The 15,441-nt window shown below is 69.5% G+C and carries 19 protein-coding genes; 8 read left to right on the forward strand and 11 right to left on the reverse strand.

Features of this window, described 5'->3' with window-relative positions; translation table 11 throughout:
• Nucleotides 1–54 precede the first annotated feature (54 nt).
• The 4 genes from B7Z76_RS02290 to B7Z76_RS02305 are packed head-to-tail and all read right to left on the reverse strand — an operon-like array spanning nt 55 to nt 2,573.
• Entirely contained in the window at nt 55–342 is a 288-nt protein-coding gene (locus B7Z76_RS02290) for a 4a-hydroxytetrahydrobiopterin dehydratase (protein ID WP_174504527.1), read from the reverse strand.
• Nucleotides 339–977, reverse strand: a complete 639-nt coding sequence (locus B7Z76_RS02295) for a uracil-DNA glycosylase family protein (RefSeq protein ID WP_174504946.1) — start codon at nt 975–977, stop codon at nt 339–341. The genes B7Z76_RS02290 and B7Z76_RS02295 overlap by 4 nt, the downstream gene beginning before the upstream one ends.
• Nucleotides 977–1,636, reverse strand: coding sequence for a glutathione S-transferase family protein (locus tag B7Z76_RS02300; RefSeq protein ID WP_174504528.1), 660 nt, complete (start codon nt 1,634–1,636; stop codon nt 977–979). The genes B7Z76_RS02295 and B7Z76_RS02300 overlap by 1 nt, the downstream gene beginning before the upstream one ends.
• A 55-nt stretch (nt 1,637–1,691) precedes the next feature.
• Nucleotides 1,692–2,573: an alpha/beta hydrolase gene (locus B7Z76_RS02305; RefSeq protein WP_291341886.1), complete on the reverse strand. Its 882-nt coding sequence runs from the start codon at nt 2,571–2,573 to the stop codon at nt 1,692–1,694.
• Nucleotides 2,574–2,795: 222 nt separating this feature from the next.
• On the opposite strand from B7Z76_RS02305, the gene B7Z76_RS02310 reads away from it, so the two are divergent.
• From B7Z76_RS02310 to B7Z76_RS02335, 6 genes are all read left to right on the forward strand, one after another.
• Nucleotides 2,796–3,038, forward strand: coding sequence for a hypothetical protein (locus B7Z76_RS02310; protein WP_174504529.1), 243 nt, complete (start codon nt 2,796–2,798; stop codon nt 3,036–3,038).
• Nucleotides 3,039–3,110: 72 nt separating this feature from the next.
• A complete protein-coding gene (folP, locus tag B7Z76_RS02315; protein ID WP_291341888.1) occupies nt 3,111–3,953 on the forward strand; it encodes a dihydropteroate synthase in 843 nt (280 codons plus the stop codon).
• 84 nt (nt 3,954–4,037) lie between these two features.
• A complete protein-coding gene (glmM, locus tag B7Z76_RS02320) occupies nt 4,038–5,408 on the forward strand; it encodes a phosphoglucosamine mutase (RefSeq protein ID WP_174504531.1) in 1,371 nt (456 codons plus the stop codon).
• 8 nt (nt 5,409–5,416) lie between these two features.
• Nucleotides 5,417–6,235: a bifunctional hydroxymethylpyrimidine kinase/phosphomethylpyrimidine kinase gene (gene thiD / locus B7Z76_RS02325; RefSeq protein WP_291341956.1), complete on the forward strand. Its 819-nt coding sequence runs from the start codon at nt 5,417–5,419 to the stop codon at nt 6,233–6,235.
• 39 nt (nt 6,236–6,274) lie between these two features.
• Nucleotides 6,275–6,697 carry an organic hydroperoxide resistance protein gene (locus B7Z76_RS02330; RefSeq protein ID WP_174504948.1) on the forward strand — a complete coding sequence of 141 codons (423 nt, stop codon included), beginning with the start codon at nt 6,275–6,277 and terminating at the stop codon, nt 6,695–6,697.
• A 115-nt stretch (nt 6,698–6,812) separates the two neighbouring features.
• Entirely contained in the window at nt 6,813–8,021 is a 1,209-nt protein-coding gene (locus B7Z76_RS02335) for a histidine kinase (RefSeq protein ID WP_174504532.1), read from the forward strand.
• Nucleotides 8,022–8,186: 165 nt separating this feature from the next.
• Here the strand turns inward: B7Z76_RS02335 and B7Z76_RS02340 are convergent, their stop codons facing one another.
• Both B7Z76_RS02340 and pdxH read right to left on the reverse strand, forming a co-directional pair.
• A complete protein-coding gene (locus tag B7Z76_RS02340; RefSeq protein ID WP_291341958.1) occupies nt 8,187–9,467 on the reverse strand; it encodes an amidohydrolase family protein in 1,281 nt (426 codons plus the stop codon).
• Complete coding sequence (pdxH, locus tag B7Z76_RS02345; protein ID WP_174504533.1) at nt 9,464–10,051, reverse strand: pyridoxamine 5'-phosphate oxidase; 588 nt, start codon at nt 10,049–10,051, stop codon at nt 9,464–9,466. The genes B7Z76_RS02340 and pdxH overlap by 4 nt, the downstream gene beginning before the upstream one ends.
• A 102-nt stretch (nt 10,052–10,153) precedes the next feature.
• Here pdxH and fabI point away from each other — a divergent pair, with 102 nt between their 5' ends.
• Nucleotides 10,154–10,990, forward strand: coding sequence for an enoyl-ACP reductase FabI (gene fabI, locus B7Z76_RS02350; protein ID WP_174504534.1), 837 nt, complete (start codon nt 10,154–10,156; stop codon nt 10,988–10,990).
• A gap of 202 nt (nt 10,991–11,192) precedes the next feature.
• Here fabI and B7Z76_RS02355 read toward each other — a convergent pair whose 3' ends face one another.
• Genes B7Z76_RS02355 through B7Z76_RS02370 form a run of 4 tightly spaced genes read right to left on the reverse strand, consistent with a single transcriptional unit; the run spans nt 11,193 to nt 13,975 of the window.
• Nucleotides 11,193–11,393 carry a hypothetical protein gene (locus tag B7Z76_RS02355; RefSeq protein ID WP_174504535.1) on the reverse strand — a complete coding sequence of 67 codons (201 nt, stop codon included), beginning with the start codon at nt 11,391–11,393 and terminating at the stop codon, nt 11,193–11,195.
• 47 nt (nt 11,394–11,440) lie between these two features.
• The gene (locus tag B7Z76_RS02360; RefSeq protein ID WP_174504536.1) at nt 11,441–12,226 is read right to left on the reverse strand and encodes an ABC transporter permease; all 786 of its coding nucleotides are present in this window, start codon (nt 12,224–12,226) and stop codon (nt 11,441–11,443) included.
• Nucleotides 12,223–12,963 (reverse strand): ABC transporter ATP-binding protein, encoded by a 741-nt coding sequence (locus tag B7Z76_RS02365; protein ID WP_174504537.1) that lies wholly within the window; start codon nt 12,961–12,963, stop codon nt 12,223–12,225. Before B7Z76_RS02365 ends, B7Z76_RS02360 begins: the two co-directional genes overlap by 4 nt.
• Before the next feature lies 1 nt (nt 12,964).
• Nucleotides 12,965–13,975 (reverse strand): ABC transporter substrate-binding protein, encoded by a 1,011-nt coding sequence (locus B7Z76_RS02370; RefSeq protein WP_174504538.1) that lies wholly within the window; start codon nt 13,973–13,975, stop codon nt 12,965–12,967.
• A 72-nt stretch (nt 13,976–14,047) separates the two neighbouring features.
• Here B7Z76_RS02370 and B7Z76_RS02375 point away from each other — a divergent pair, with 72 nt between their 5' ends.
• Nucleotides 14,048–14,383, forward strand: a complete 336-nt coding sequence (locus B7Z76_RS02375; RefSeq protein ID WP_174504539.1) for a DUF1491 family protein — start codon at nt 14,048–14,050, stop codon at nt 14,381–14,383.
• 160 nt (nt 14,384–14,543) lie between these two features.
• Here B7Z76_RS02375 and B7Z76_RS02380 read toward each other — a convergent pair whose 3' ends face one another.
• Nucleotides 14,544–15,368: a formate/nitrite transporter family protein gene (locus B7Z76_RS02380; protein ID WP_174504540.1), complete on the reverse strand. Its 825-nt coding sequence runs from the start codon at nt 15,366–15,368 to the stop codon at nt 14,544–14,546.
• Between the last annotated feature and the right edge of the window lie 73 nt (nt 15,369–15,441).

Genomic DNA, 15,441 nt, shown 5'->3' on the forward strand with positions numbered 1-15,441 from the left:
CTGTTGGCGGCGCGACGATAGGGGAGGGCGCCGCGCCAGAAAAGCCGGCTTGGGTCAGGCCAGCCGGTCGATCGCCTCGGCGAGGCGGATATCGCGCGCCGAAAGCCCGCCCGCGTCATGGGTCGAGAGCAGGATCGTCACCCGGTTATAGACATTCGACCATTCCGGGTGATGGTCATGCGCCTCGGCCAGCAGTGCCACCCGCGTCATGAAGGCGAAGGCCTCCGAGAAATTGGCGAAGGTGAAGCGCCGCTCGATCGCGTCGCGCTCCTTCGCCAGCGTCCATTCCGGCAACAGGTCGACAAGGGCGGCGCGTTCGGCATCGGTCAGGCGGGGGATCATGTCGTGTCTCCTTGCGGTGAGAGGGCGGCGGCGAAAGCGTCGCGCAGGGCAGGGATCACCTCGGTCTCGAACCAGGGCCGCCGCGCCGCCCAGGCCCGTGTCCGCCAGGAGGGATGCGGCAGCGCAAACCGCGCGGGCAGATGCGCCGCGAAGCCGCGCACCCGCTCCTCCATCGACCCCTTGCCGAGATGATAGAGAATCGCGTGGCTGCCGACCAGCAGCGTGAGGCGGATCGCCGGCATCGCCGCGCGCAGCCGCGCCTGCCAGAGCCTGCCGCATTCCGGCCGGGGCGGGGCGTCGCCGCCGCGCGGAAGCCGTCCCGGGTAGCACAGCCCCATCGGCACGATCGCGATCCGGCTCTCGTCGTAGAACGCCTCCCGGTCGATGCCGAGCCAGTCGCGCAGCCGGTCGCCCGAGGGATCGTTCCAGGGAATCCCGCTCGCGTGAACCTTCGTCCCCGGCGCCTGCCCGACGATCAGCACCCGCGCCGTGGCCGAGATGCGGAACACCGGGCGCGGGCCGAGCGGCAGCGATGCGGCGCAGACCGTGCAGGCCCGCGCGGCTGCGGCCACCGCCTCGATCGTCTCGCCCCCGCCGCCATCCCCGCCCGCCGATACGGCGCCGAGCGGTGGGATCACGCCTCGAACCGGGCGATCTTCCACGCCTCGGGCTCGGCGGCGGCGGCGCGATACCAGGCATCGACCAGCTCATGCGCCCGCACCGCGGCGATATAGGCCGCGGTCGCGGCCGAGACCTCCGGCCGGTAGGTCAGCAGCCGCGAGACCACCGGCGCATACATCGCATCCGCCGCCGTCATCGCCGCGCCGAACAGGAACGGCCCGCCGGCGCCGAAGCGTGCGCGCGTCTCCGCCCAGATCGCCTCGATCCGGTCGAGATCGGCGCGCACCGCCGCCGCCGGCTCGGCGGGGTCCAGCCTGCGCGTGCAATTCATCGGCATGGCGAGGCGGAGTTCGCGGAAGCCGGAATGCATCTCGGCGGTGATGGCGCGGGCATGGGCGCGGGCGATGCGCGCCGCCGGCCAGAGCTGCGGCGCGATCTCGGCGCAATACTCGACGATGGCGAGACTGTCCCAGACCCGCGCGCCCTCGTGTTCGAGGAACGGCACCATCCCCGAGGGCGACGCCGCCTTGACCGCTGGCGTATGCCCGCCCGCCAGCGGGATCACCCGCTCCTCCACCGCGAGCCCGGCGAGCCGCACCGCCAGCCACCCGCGCAGCGACCACGAGGAATAGCGGCGGCTGCCGATATACAGGACCGATGAGGTGTCGTTCATGATCGAAGCTTAGAGCATCATCCGATCAGATGGAATCATCGGATCGGAACGTGCTCTAGCCCGGATGCTGCCGCCCCGCCATATCGGCCGTCCGCCCGCCATCGTCCCGCGCATCGCCCGGCTGCGGCGCGGTGCGGCCGATGAACGCGGCGATCTCCCGCCAGACCGGCGGCAGCAGCCCGAAGCTCGGCAGCACCGCGAGCAGCAGATTCACATGCGAGACCCGTTCGTAAACCCGCGTATCCACCACCGCGCCCTCCTGCCGCAGCCGGGCGGCGAGGGCAGCCGTGTTGGCCGGCGCGACGAGGCGATCCCGCGCGCCGGTGATCAGCAGCGATGGCGGGGCGGCGGCGCTCGCGTGGCTGATCGGCTGGCAGACCGGATCGTCGGCGAAGCGGTCGAAGATCCGGCGATAGACCGGCCCGGTCATCGGCAGGAAATCATAGGGCCCGGCGAGCCCGATGGCGCCGGCGAGTGCGGCTTCATCCTCCCCCGCAGCGGCGAGATAGTCCCCCTTCAGGGCGAGCATCATCGCGAGATAGGCCCCGGCGGAATGGCCAGCGACGAACACCGCCCGCCCGTCGCCGCCGAACTGCCCGGCATTCCGCCGCACGAAGGCGGTCGCCCGTGCGGCGTCGTCGATGAAATCCGGATAGCGCACCTCCGGATAAAGCCGGTAATCCGGGATCGCCACCACCAGGCCGAGCCGCGCCAGCGCCCGGCCGACAAAGGCGTATTCGCCCCGCGCGCCGCTCTGCCACGACCCGCCATAGAAAAACACCACCACCGGCAGCTTCCGCACGACCGGACCGGCCGGACGATGGATGTCGAGACGGTGGCGCGGCCCCTCGCCATAGGCGATTCCGCCGAGGCTGATGGTGCCGAAGCGCGGCACGATGCGGTCGAGCAGGTCGGTCGAGCTGGGAAACCGGGGCATCAAGCGGATATGGCCGGAACTTCCTGCCCGGCAATATCTGCCGGCACGGCAAAATCTGCCGCCCTGCCGTCCGCCGCCCATGCCGCCTGCCTTCGCTGCCTGCGCCCGCCGCCCGCCGGCGCGCAGCCTCTGGCACGCTTCATGCAAAGTTATCATCGGTCCGAACGGGGTACAGGCGCCAAAACCGCGCTTCCCCCGCCCGGCAGTGAAAGGGTCACGCACATGATCATCCGCAATCTCGCCGCCGCCGCCCCGCCCGTCGCCTATGCCGGCGGCGTCGCCTCCACCAGCCATCCCGGCTTCGGCGCCGCGCTGCAGGCCACCCTCGCCGGGCTGCAGGCCACCCAGGCCGGCACGTCCGGTATGCTGCAGGGCATCGGCCCCGCCCAGGCGCTCCAGGCGGCGCAGCAGACGCTGGACGGCAAGCAGCATCACCACACGCTGACCATCCCCGGCCTCGGCTGAGCCCGCCGCCGCGCAGGTGCGCCGCCCGACCGGATGCTTCCCCCCGGCCGGGCGATGCTCTATCCGGCGCGGATGACCGACACCACTGAACCATCGCCGCGCTGGGCCGGGCTCAGCCTCGCCAACCCGCTCGTCATGGGCATCATCAACGTCACGCCGGACAGTTTCTCCGGCGGCGGCGCCGATCCCGATCCCGCTACCCTGATCGAGGCTGGGCGGGCCATGCGTGCGGCCGGTGCGGCGATCCTCGATGTCGGCGGCGAAAGCACCCGCCCCGGCGCCGCCGCGGTGCCGCCCGAGGCTGAAATCGCCCGCGTTGTCCCGGTCATCCGCGCGCTCGCGGGCGATGGCGCGGTGGTCTCGGTCGATACCCGCAACGCCGCCACCATGCGCGCCGCCCTCGAAGCCGGAGCGCGCATCGTCAACGACGTCTCCGGCCTGCGCCACGATCCCGAAGCCGCCGGGCTGGTCGCCGCCGCCGGCTGCCCGGTGATCCTGATGCACATGCGCGGCACCCCGGCGACGATGAACGCGCAGGCGGTCTACGCCGATCTCCTCGCCGATGTCGTGGCCGAGCTTGCCGCCACCCGCGACGCCGCCCTCGAAGCCGGCATCGCGCCGGCCGCCATCGCGCTCGATCCCGGCTTCGGCTTCGCCAAGCAGGGCGCGCAGAACGTGGCGCTGCTGCGCGCCCTGCCGGCGTTCCGCGCGCTCGGCCACCCGGTCCTGGCCGGCGTCTCGCGCAAGCGCTTCATCGGCGAGCTGGCCGGCGAGCCCGACCCCGCCCGCCGCGACCCCGGCTCCATCGCCGCCGCCCTGTTCGCTGCGGGGCAGGGGGCGGCGATCCTCCGCGTCCATGATGTCCCCGGCACGGTGCAGGCGCTGCGCGTCTGGCAGGCCCTTGCCGCGTCCTGACTGGACCGCGGGCGCGTCTCTTGGGATACTGCGCCCGCCGCTCCGCCCCGCGCCCGCCCGGCGCCAGCAAGGTTTCGATCCGCGATGAACCAGATCCCGCCCCGCCCCAAACGCCGCCTGTTCGGCACCGACGGTATTCGCGGCCGCGCCAACACCGCGCCGATGACAGCCGAAATCGCGCTGCGCCTCGGCCAGGCCGCCGGTCTGCGCTTCACCCGCGGCGATCACCGCCACCGCGTCATCATCGGCAAGGACACCCGCCTGTCCGGCTACATGCTCGAACCGGCGCTGACCGCCGGCTTCATCGGCGCCGGGATGGACGTGACGCTGGCCGGCCCGCTGCCCACCCCCGCCATCGCCATGCTCACCCGCAGCCTGCGCGCCGATCTCGGCGTCGTCATCTCCGCCTCGCACAACCCGTTCGAGGATAACGGCATCAAGCTGTTCGGCCCGGACGGCGCCAAGCTGTCCGACGTGGTGGAGGCCGAGATCGAGGCGCTGATGGAGCAGGATCTCGCCGGCCGCCTCGCCGCCGCCTCGGCGCTGGGCCGCGCCACGCGGCTGGTCGATGCCGCCGGCCGCTACGTCGAATCCGCGAAATCGAGCCTGCCGCGCGGCCTCCGGCTCGACGGGCTGCGCGTCGTGCTCGACTGCGCCAATGGCGCCGCCTACAAGGTCGCCCCGGCGGCGCTGTGGGAACTCGGCGCCGAGGTCATCCCCCTCGGCGTCAGCCCGGACGGGTTCAACATCAACCACGAATGCGGCTCGACCGTCCCCTCCGCCCTCTCGGCGGCGGTGGTGCGCCACCGCGCCGATATCGGCGTCGCCCTCGATGGCGATGCCGACCGCGTGATCCTCGCCGACGAGCGCGGCCGCATCATCGATGGCGACCAGGTGCTGGCGCTGATCGCCCGCGCCTTCCAGGCCGATGGCAGACTGTCCGGCGCCGGCATCGTCGCCACCGTGATGTCCAATCTCGGGCTGGAGCGCTACCTCGCCGGCCTCGGCCTCGCCCTGCACCGCACCCCGGTCGGCGACCGCTACGTCGCCGAAACCATGCGCGCGCACGGGCTCAATCTCGGCGGCGAGCAGTCCGGCCATGTCATCCTCGCCGATTTCGCCACCACCGGCGACGGGCTGATCGCCGCCCTCCAGGTGCTGGCGGTGCTGGTGCGCGAGGGACGGCCGGCGAGCGAGGTCTGCCGCCTCTTCACGCCATTGCCGCAATTGCTGCGCAATGTCCGCTACAGCGGCGCCTCGCCATTGCTCTCGCCCGTGGTCACGGCGGCGGCAACGGCGGCGGAGGCGCGGCTCGCCGGCAGCGGTCGCCTGCTGCTGCGCGCCTCCGGCACCGAGCCGCTGATCCGGGTGATGGCCGAGGGCGAGGACGAGGATCTCGTCGCCGCCGTGGTCGACGAGCTTTGCGCCGTGATCGAGGCGGAATCGGCGCGCTGAGCGCGGCAATGGGCTGGTTCCGCGTCCTCGCCATCGGCGGGTCGGACAGCGGCGGCGGCGCCGGCATCGAGGCCGACGTCAAGACCATAACCGCCCTGGGCGGCTACGCGATGACCGCGATCACCGCCGTCACCGCGCAGGACACCGCCGGCATCGCCGCCATCGCCCCGGTCCCGCCCGATCTCGTCGGCCGCGCCATCCGCATGGTGGTGGCCGATCTCGGCGTCGATGCGATCAAGCTCGGCATGCTCGGCAGCGCCGGGACGGCCGAGGAGGTCGCCCGGGCGATCTCGGCCGCCGCCCCCGCCGCCCCGCTGGTGCTCGACCCCGTCCTCGCCTCGACCAGCGGCACCGCGCTGGCCGGCGCGGGCGCGCTCGCAATCATCCGCGACCACCTGCTGCCGCGCGCCACGCTGATCACCCCCAATCGCGACGAGGCGGCGGCGCTCACCGGAGGCGCGGTGGACACGGCGGCGGACGCGCTGCGCGCCGGCGCCGCGCTGCTCGGCATGGGCGCGCGGGCGGTGCTGCTCAAGGGCGGCCATTTCGAGGAGGACACACTGGTCGATCGCCTGTTCACCGCGGAGGGGATGACCGTCTTCACCCATCAGCGCATCGCAACGCGCCACACCCACGGCACCGGCTGCACGCTGGCGAGTGCCATCGCCTGCGGCCTCGCCCGCGGGCTGGGACTGGCCGAGGCGATCGCCGCCGCCGAGGCGTTTCTCGCCGCCGCCCTGCGCGCGTCCCCCGGTTACGGCAGCGGCCACGGCCCGCTCGGCCATGCCCGCGCCGCGATGCCCTTGCAGGATCGCCCGCCGTCATGATCTCATGAGCCTGTCAACGACAACACGGAGGAACCACCGATGAACCCCCTTTATCACGCGCGCGGCCACGCCACCGGCGGGCGCACCGGCCATGCCGAGACCAGCGACGGCCGCCTCAAGGTCGATCTGAGCACGCCGAAGGAACTCGGCGGCGATGGCGGTGTCGGCACCAACCCCGAGCAGCTCTTCGCGCTCGGCTATTCCGCCTGCTTTCTCGGCGCGCTGAAATACGTCGCCGGCCAGGAAAAGGTGAAGATCCCCGAGGACGCTGCGGTGCATGCCGAGGTCGGCATCGGCCCGCGCGACGACGGCACCGGCTTCGGCATCACCGCCCATCTCACCGTCACCATCCCCGGCATGGACCGCGCGGCGGCGGAAGACCTGGTGCGCAAGGCGGAAATCGTCTGCCCCTACGCGCATGCAACGCGGGGTAACATCGAGAGCAAATTCGCCGTCGGCTGAAAGCATTCCTTAAGCTTTTCGGTCTATCGGGATGTCATGAAGTCGGACACGGCCCAGGCATCCCGCAACGGACTTTCCGGCGCCCGGCTGCGCCCCGCACACCGGCGCGCCCGCCATGGATAGTATCGGCGGCAACATCGCGGTCGACGATGGCGGCCTTGGCGGCCGTCAGGAACAGATCACCGTCATCGGCTTTGCGCTCGATGCCGCGACCGAGACCGTGCTGCGCGAAGGATTGCAGGATCTCGCCCAGACCGGCATCCACAACACCGCCGACATCCGCCGCGGCACCGTCAAGACCGCCATCGCCACCCTCGCCAAGATGCCGACGCCGCAGATCGTCGTCGTCGATATCGGGCGGGACGAGCGGCCGATACAGGGCCTGCTCGAACTTGGCGACGTCATCGAGCCCTCGGTCTCGCTGCTCGTCATCGGCGAGATCGACGATGTCGATCTCTATCGCGACATCACCCGCCGCGTCGGCGCGGTGGACTACCTGTTCAAGCCGATCAACCGCGAGATCGTCACCCGCCACTTCGCCTCGCTGATCACCCGCAACGCCCCGGTGACCGACCTCACGCGCGGCGGCCGGGTGATCTCGGTCATCGGCGCCCGCGGTGGCGTCGGCACCAGCACCATCGCCGCCGCGCTGGCCTGGTATCTCGGCGTCGATGCCAGCCGCCACACCCTCCTGCTCGATGCCGATCCCTTCATCGGCCCGACACAGGAATGGTTCGGCGTGACCTTCCAGCATGCCTTCCAGTCGCTGCTGGCCGATCCGGGTGAGGATCCGGGGGCGGCGGTCGCCGCCGCCGTCTGCCCGGTGCGCAACCGCCTGCACGTGCTCGGCTCGCCGCCCGATCTCGAACGCCAGCCCGCAGCCCCGCCAGGCGCTGCCCGCCGCGTCATCGACGCGATCCGCATGCGGTTCAATTTCGTCATCGTCGATCTGCCCTTCATGCCTATCCAGCAGCACCGCGAACTGCTCGAACTCTCGCAGCACCGCATCATCGTGCTCGATCCGAGCCTCGCCAGCCTGCGCGACACGGTGCGGCTGATCGCCGCCGCGACCATACCGGGGCAGCCCCAGCGTCCCACCATCCTGCTCAACCGCGAGGGCGCGTCCGGCGGGCTGCGCCGCAAGCAGATCGAGGACGCGCTGAAGCGCAAGGTCGATCTCAGCCTGCACGACCTGCCGAAACTCTTCACCGGCCTCGCCGCGCAGGAGCGCTTTGCCGGGGCGCCCAAGGGGCCGCTGCTTCGCCTCATCGAAGACCTCGCCCGCGAAGCCGGGTTCGAGCGCGGCCGCAGCGCGCCCGCCTGATCCGGTCCAGCTTCTCAAATCCGCCTGCGCGCCAACACTTGCGCGCCCCGAACGCAAGCCCTTAGAGCACGTTCCGATCCATCAGGATCGGATGTCGTGCTCTATCTTGTTGATAATTAGAGCATCTTTATCCGATCGGATGATCCCATCTGATCGGATGATGCTCTAGCCGCCGGCCCGCAAGCCGATCTCCATCGCCGCGTCGCCCAACCGCAGCCGGCTCACCCGCGCCGGCGCCTCGGCAATGACGGCGCCGCCGCGGATCACCCGCCGCCGCGCCGCCCGGGTGCGGATCGCCTCGATCGGATCGGCCGCGTCGAGCTGCACCAGATCGCCCCGGCAGCCGGGGGCCATGCCATAGCCCGCGAGCCCCATCGCCCGCGCCGCGTTCGCCGTCACCGCGTCGAAACAGGCGCGCATCGCCTCCACCCCGGTCATCTGCGCGACATGCAGCCCCATCGAGGCCACCTCCAGCATGTCGTGCGTGCCGAGCGGATACCACGGGTCCATCACGCAATCATGCCCGAAGGCGACATTCACCCCCGCCGCCATCAGCTCCGGCACCCGCGTCAGGCCCCGCCGCTTCGGATAGGTATCGTGCCGCCCCTGCAACGTGATGTTGATCAGCGGATTGGCGATGGCGGAAATCCCCGCCTCGGCGATCAGCGGAATCAGCTTGCTCGCGTAGTAATTGTCCATCGAGTGCATCGAGGTGAGGTGTGAGCCGGCAACCCGCCCCTGCATCCCGTGCCGCACGGTCTCCGCCGCCAGCGTCTCGATATGGCGCGACAGCGGATCGTCGCTCTCGTCGCAATGCATGTCGACCATCATGCCGGCTTCGGCCGCGATCGCCATCAGCTGGCGCACGCTCTCGGCCCCGTCCGCCATGCTCCGCTCGAAATGCGGAATCCCCCCGATCACGTCGATCCCCATCGCCATCGCCCGGCGCAGGTTCTCCGCCGCGCGCGGGTAGCGCAGCCAGCCATCCTGCGGAAAGGCGACGAGCTGGATGGTGATCCACGGCGCCATCTCCGCCCGCAGCGCCGTCAGCGCCTCGACGGCGAGCAGCCGGTCGTCGCAGATATCGACATGCGAGCGGATCGCCCCGATCCCCTGCGCGATCGACCAGGTGCAGAGACGCTTCGCCCGCGCATGGATCGCCTCCACCGTGAGGTCCGGCTTCAGCTCGCCCCAGAGCGCGATCCCCTCCAGCAGCGTGCCGCTGCGGTTCAGCCGCGGCAGGCCGAGCGAGAGGGTGGAATCCAGATGCAGGTGCGAATCGACGAAAGGGGGCGCGACCAGATCCCCCGCCGCATCGATCACGGTCTCCGCCGTGGCGCCTAGCCCCGGCGCCACCGCCGCGATCACCCCGTCGCGGATCAGGATATCCACCCCGCGCCGCCCATCCGGCAGCGTCGCGTCGCGGATGAGCAGCCCGGCGGTCACGGGAACAGTCTCGTCGCCGTCCATCCCGCCCCGGCGCGGCTGAACACCGCCCGGTCATGCAGGCGGAACTCCCGGTCCTGCCAGAACTCGATCGTCTCCGGCGTCACATGCCAGCCCGACCAGTGCGGCGGGCGGGGGATCGGCCCCTCGGCATAGCGCGCGGTCGCCTCTTCCAGGCGCCGTTCAAGCTCCTCCCGCGCGCCGAGCGGGCGCGACTGGTCGGACGCCCAGGCGCCGAGCCGTGAAATCCGCGGCCGGCTGTCGAAATACGCATCCGCCTCTTCATCCGGCACGGTGCGGCACCGCCCCTCGATGCGGATCTGCCGCCGCAGCGACTTCCAGTGGAACAGCAGCGACACTGCCGGATTCGCCCGGATCTCCAGCGATTTCCGGCTCTCCAGGTTCGTGTAGAAAATAAATCCGGTTTCATCCCATGATTTCAGCAGCACGATCCGGGCCGAAGGCCGTCCGTCCGGCGTGGCGGTGGCCAGCGTCATCGCATTGGGATCATTGGGTTCGCTGGCCTCGGCGTCCTGCATCCAGGTGGCGAAAAGCCGGAACGGATCGGCACTGACATCGATCATCGGTTGCTCTCTCTTCCGTGTCGCAATATTTGATAGTCCATGCCGCCCCCTGCCACCACCCCGGCAGGGAAGGCCGCGACATGCCAGACTGGAGCCCCCGACATGCAGGAATCCACCCCGACCTACCCGCTCACCGGCACGCTGATGCGTGGCAAGCGCGGCGTCATCATGGGGGTTGCGAACAACCGCTCGATCGCCTGGGCCATCGCGCAGGCCGTCGCCGCGCAGGGCGGCGAACTCGCCTTCACCTATCAGGGCGAGGCGCTGGAGAAGCGCATCCGCCCGCTCGCCGAAAGTGTCGAGTCCGACCTCGTCATCCCCTGCGACGTCACCGACGATGCGGCACTCGACGATGCCTTCGCCGCCATCGCCGACCGCTGGGGCGAGATCGACTTCCTGGTCCACGCCATCGGCTTCGCCGACAAGCAGTTCCTCCGCGGCCGCTATGCCGACACGCCGCGCGCCGCCTTCCTCCAGGCGATGGACATTTCCTGCTTCTCCTTCACCGCGGCCGCCCAGCGCGCCTCGGCGCTGATGAAGCGCGGCGGCGCGATGGTGACGCTGACCTATCTCGGCGCCGAGCGCGTCACCCCGCACTACAACGTGATGGGCGTGGCCAAGGCGGCGCTGGAAGCCTCGGTGCGCTACCTCGCCGCCGATCTCGGGCGCGACGCGATCCGGGTCAACGGCCTGTCCGCCGGCCCGATCAAGACGCTCGCCGCCTCCGGCATCGGTGATTTCAGCTACATCCTGAAATGGAACCAGCTCAACGCGCCGCTGGAGCGCAACGTGATGCTGGAGGAAGTCGGCGCCTCCGGCCTCTATCTCCTGTCCGACCTCTCCCGCGGCGTGACCGGCGAGATCCACCACGTCGATTGCGGCTATCACATCGTCGGCATGAAGAACCCGATGGCGCCGGACATCGACGCCGTCGGGTAGCGCGGTTTCCGATCCCGATGGATCGGATGACGCTCTATTATCTTGACAATAAAAGAGTTTTTATCCGATCAGATGGAGCCATCTGACCGTATGATGCTTTAGAGCACGTTCCGATCCATCAGGATCGGATGTCGTGCTCTATGATATTGATAATTAGAGCATCTTTATCCGACCAGATGAGTCCATCTTACCGGATGATGCTCTAGATCGGCTTGTGCGCCCGGTCGATCAGCCGCCGCAGCAGGCCGGGTTTCTTCTCCGCCCGCGCCGGGGCGGCCACTGCCGAAGCCGCCTCGGCGGCGCGGCGGTCCTTGGTCTTCAGCCACTCGTCAAGGCTCATCTTGGCCTTGGCGGCGCGCTTGCGTTCATAGTCGAGCTGGGCATCGGTCATCTTGCGGGTCATGCGCGCGCCTGTGCCAGAACAACCCGCCAGTATCAAGCGCCCCCTGATCAAGTACCCTCGCGCGCATCCCGCCCGCCGGCGCCGAAGCGGCGCAGCATCGTCCGCTCGAAGGCGCCGAGTGCGGCATAGATCCCGATCCCGGTCAGCGCGAGCAAGGTGAGGGCGGCGAACATGCGCGGTATCTCCAGCCGGTAGCCGGCCTCCAGGATGCGCCCGGCCAGGCCGCCGGCAAACCCGCCCGAACTCGCGACGAACTCCGCCACCACCGCGCCCACCAGCGCCAGCGTGCCGGCAATCCGCAGCCCGGCGAGAAAGAAGGGCAGGGCGGATGGCAGCCGCAGCAGCGCCAGCGTCTGCCATCGGCTTGCCCCGTTCAGCCGGAACAGGTCGGCCAGCTCCGGCGGCGTCGCCGCCAGCCCCGCCGCAGTGTTGGACAGCACCGGGAAGAACGCGACGATGGTGGCGCACACCACCATGGCAGCGAATTGCTGATGCACCCAGATGATGATCAGCGGTGCGATGGCGACCACCGGCGTCACCTGCAACACCACCGCCCAGGGCTGGATCGCCGCGCGCGCCAGCCGGCTCGCCGCCATCGCCATCGCCAGCGCCATGCCGAGCAACGCCGCCGCCAGCAGCGCCGCCCCGGTCACCGCGAGGGTCGAGACCAGCGACAGCAGCAGCGAGGCCCGGTCCGCCCAGAATGCGATCACGATCGCCGCCGGCCCCGGCAGCACGTAAGGCTTCACCCGCAAGCCGATCACCAGCCCCTGCCACAGCGCCAGCGCCGCAACGCCAAAGACGATCGGCGCCCATCGCTCGGCGCGTCTCATGCCGGCATCACCGCGCGCAGCGTCTCCGTCACCTCGCGGACCAGCGCGGCATAGGCTGGATCGGTCCGCCTATCCCCGCCCTCGGCGAGCGGGCTGGCAATCTCCGCGGCGATCCGCCCCGGCCGCGGCGTCATCACCACGATGCGCGTGGCGAGATACGCCGCCTCGTAGATCGAATGGGTGACGAACACGATCGTGCTGCCGGTCTCCCGCCACAGCGCCAGCAAATCATCCTGCAACCGATTGCGGGTGAATTCATCAAGGGCGGCGAACGGCTCGTCCATCAGCAGCAGCCGCGGCCGCGACACCAGCGCCCGCGCGATCGCCACCCGCATCCGCATCCCGCCCGACAAGGCGGCCGGCTTCGCATCCTCGAACCCCGCCAGCCCGAGTCGCGCCAGCAGCGCATGGACCGAGGCCGCGTCCTCCTCGAAGTGTTGCCCGGCGAGGCGCAGCGGCAAATGCACGTTCCGCGCCGCACTCGCCCAGGGGAGCAGCGTGGCATCCTGGAACACGAAGCCGATCTCGCCCGCGCCGGGTGCCGCACCCCCGTCCCAGGCCAGCCGCCCCGCATCCGGCGCATCGAGTCCGGCCAGCAGCCGCAGCAGCGTCGACTTGCCGCAGCCCGAGGGCCCGAGCAGGGCGACGAACTCGCCCCGCCCGATTTCCGCATCGATCCCCGCGAGCGCGACAATTCCCGTCCCGAACTGCCGCGTTACCTGCTCGAGCCGCACCATCTCAGCGCGCGGCCGCTTTCCCCTTCGGCAGGAAGCGCAGCGTATAGGCCTTGCGATAGTCGAACTGCGCCGGATACAGCCCGGCCGCGCGCATCTGCTCGTAGAAGCCCTTCCACCGCGCATCGGTCATCCCGCCGATCCCGATCTTCGCCGTGGTCGCATCCTCCACCACCTGATGCGCCTTGAGCTGGTCATAGCCGAATTTCAGCAGCGCCGGCGTCATGTCCGGGTTGGCCTTGCGGATCAGCGCGAAGGCGGGCGCCGGATTGCCGTCGAGATAGGATTTCCACCCCGCGGCCGACGCCTCGATGAAGCGGCGCACCACCGAGGGGTCGGTCTTGGCCAGCTTGCGCGAGGTCGCGATCAACTCGCCATACCCGTCGAACCCCGCCTGGTCGAGCCGCAGCACCACCGGGAAATGCCCGGTCTTCTGCTTCACGAGAAACGGCTCCGAGGTGAGAAACCCCTGCACCACGAGGTCCTTGCTGGTGAAGAACGGGGCGAGGCTGAAATCGTAGGGGCGGATCTGGCTGTCGCTATAGCCGTATTTCTGCTTGAGAAAGAGCCACCACCCCGCCCGCGTATCCGCCGAAATCGCGATCGGCTTGCCCTTGAGTGCGGCGAAACTGTCCTCGTTCGCGCCCCGATGCGCGATCAGCACGTCGATATCCTTCTGGAAGAACGCGGCGACCGCGACGAAGGGGATCTTCTGCTGCACGAAATTGAAGGCGAGGAAGCTGTTCGAGGTGATGTCGAAATCGAGCCGCCCGGCGAGCAGCAGCTGCGCGTTGTTCACCTGCGGCCCGCCCTCGCGGATCGTCACGTCGAGGCCATATCTGCGGTAGATGCCCTCCGCCACCGCCTGATAGAAGCCGCCATATTCGGCCTCGGCCACCCAGTCGAGCCCGAACGTGACCTTCTGCAGCTTCGGCGGCGAGGCGGCATGGGCCAGCGCCGGTGCGGCGCAGAGCAGCGTGGCAAGCAGTCGAGGCAAGGAGCGGAACCAGTCCATGAGCTTTTCCCCGTGGGTTTTCTTCAGTCATTATCAACAGAGTTCGGTACGGCCGTCGAGAGGTCAAGACCGATGAGCGAGCCGCGCATCAAGGCCGGCATCTGGGTGCAGATGGCGCTGCGGCTCGGCGCCGCCGATGGCAGGCCCGGCATGCTGCTGCATCGTGGCGACGAGGATGCCGGCGGCGTGCTGGTGCTGCTGCGCGGCCGGATGGGGGTGGTGATCCTGAGCCAGACGCGCGATGCGCTGGGCCGCCCGGCCTGGCTGCGCGCCACCGGCCCCGATCCGGTCGACGATGCGCGGGCCGATTCCTATGTCGAGAAGCAGCTCGGCTTCGACCCCGATCTCTGGGTCGTCGAGTTCGAGGCGCCGGACTATCTGCCGCCCTTCGAGGGCACGCTCATCTGAATGCAGAAGGGCCGCGCCTTCCGGCACGGCCCCTCGCTCTGGTCATGCGATTTAGAGCACGTTCCGATCCATCCGGATCGGATGTCGTGCTCTATCCTATTGATAATTAGAGCATCTTTATCCGATCAGATGATTCCATCTGATCGGATGATGCTCTAGCTCACTCCGCCGGTGCGGTCGCCGCCGCCGGCTCTGCCGCCGCCGTCGCGCCATGCGCGAGGTAGAGGCCAAGGGCCGTGATCACCACGGCGCCGACGATGTTGCCGAGCGTCACCGGGATCTCGTTCCAGACCCACCACTGCCCGACCGTCACCTTCGCACCGAGCATGATGCCGCAGGGGATCGCGAACATGTTGACCACGCAGTGCTCGAAGCCTTGCGCGACGAAGGCCATGATCGGCATGAACATCGCGAAGATCTTGCCGATCACCGAGCGCGAGACGAGCGCCATCACCGCGCCGAGGCTGACCATCCAGTTGCAGACCACGCCCTTGGAGAACGCGGTCAACCAGCCGGCGCCGCCGGCATGCATGTAGGGGATCACCTTGAGCGTCGCGATGGCGGCGATCTTCGCGCCCACCGCATCCGGTGCGACGGTGAAGAACTTGGTGTCGATCGCGGCGAAAAGTGCCGCATAGGCCAGGCTGCCGATCAGGTTGCCGACATAAACGAGCACCAGACCGCTGACGATGCTGCCGAAGCCGAGCCGCCCGACCATGCCGGCATAGGGCAGCAGCGCCGCGTTGCCGGTGAACAGTTCGAGGCCAAGCAGCACCAGCAGGATGAAGCCGACCGGGAAGAACATCGCGCTGACCACCAGATTGCCGGTGGCGACCAGGGCGGACACGAACAGCGTTGTCGTGAACCCGAGGAACAGGCCCGACAGGATGCCGGTGAGAACGATCGTCTTGGCCGGCAGGTTCCCCTTGGCGGTGCCCGCGTCTCTCATCGCCGCTGCGAGTGCGGGCGGATTCAACCAATCCATTGTTGTCGCTCCTTGTGCTTGGACTAGCCGCGCCATTACCATGTCACAGTATTTCGTCAACACATTTTCGTGT

It is taken from the genome of Acidiphilium sp. 20-67-58, assembly GCF_002255515.1.
GTDB lineage: Bacteria > Pseudomonadota > Alphaproteobacteria > Acetobacterales > Acetobacteraceae > Acidiphilium.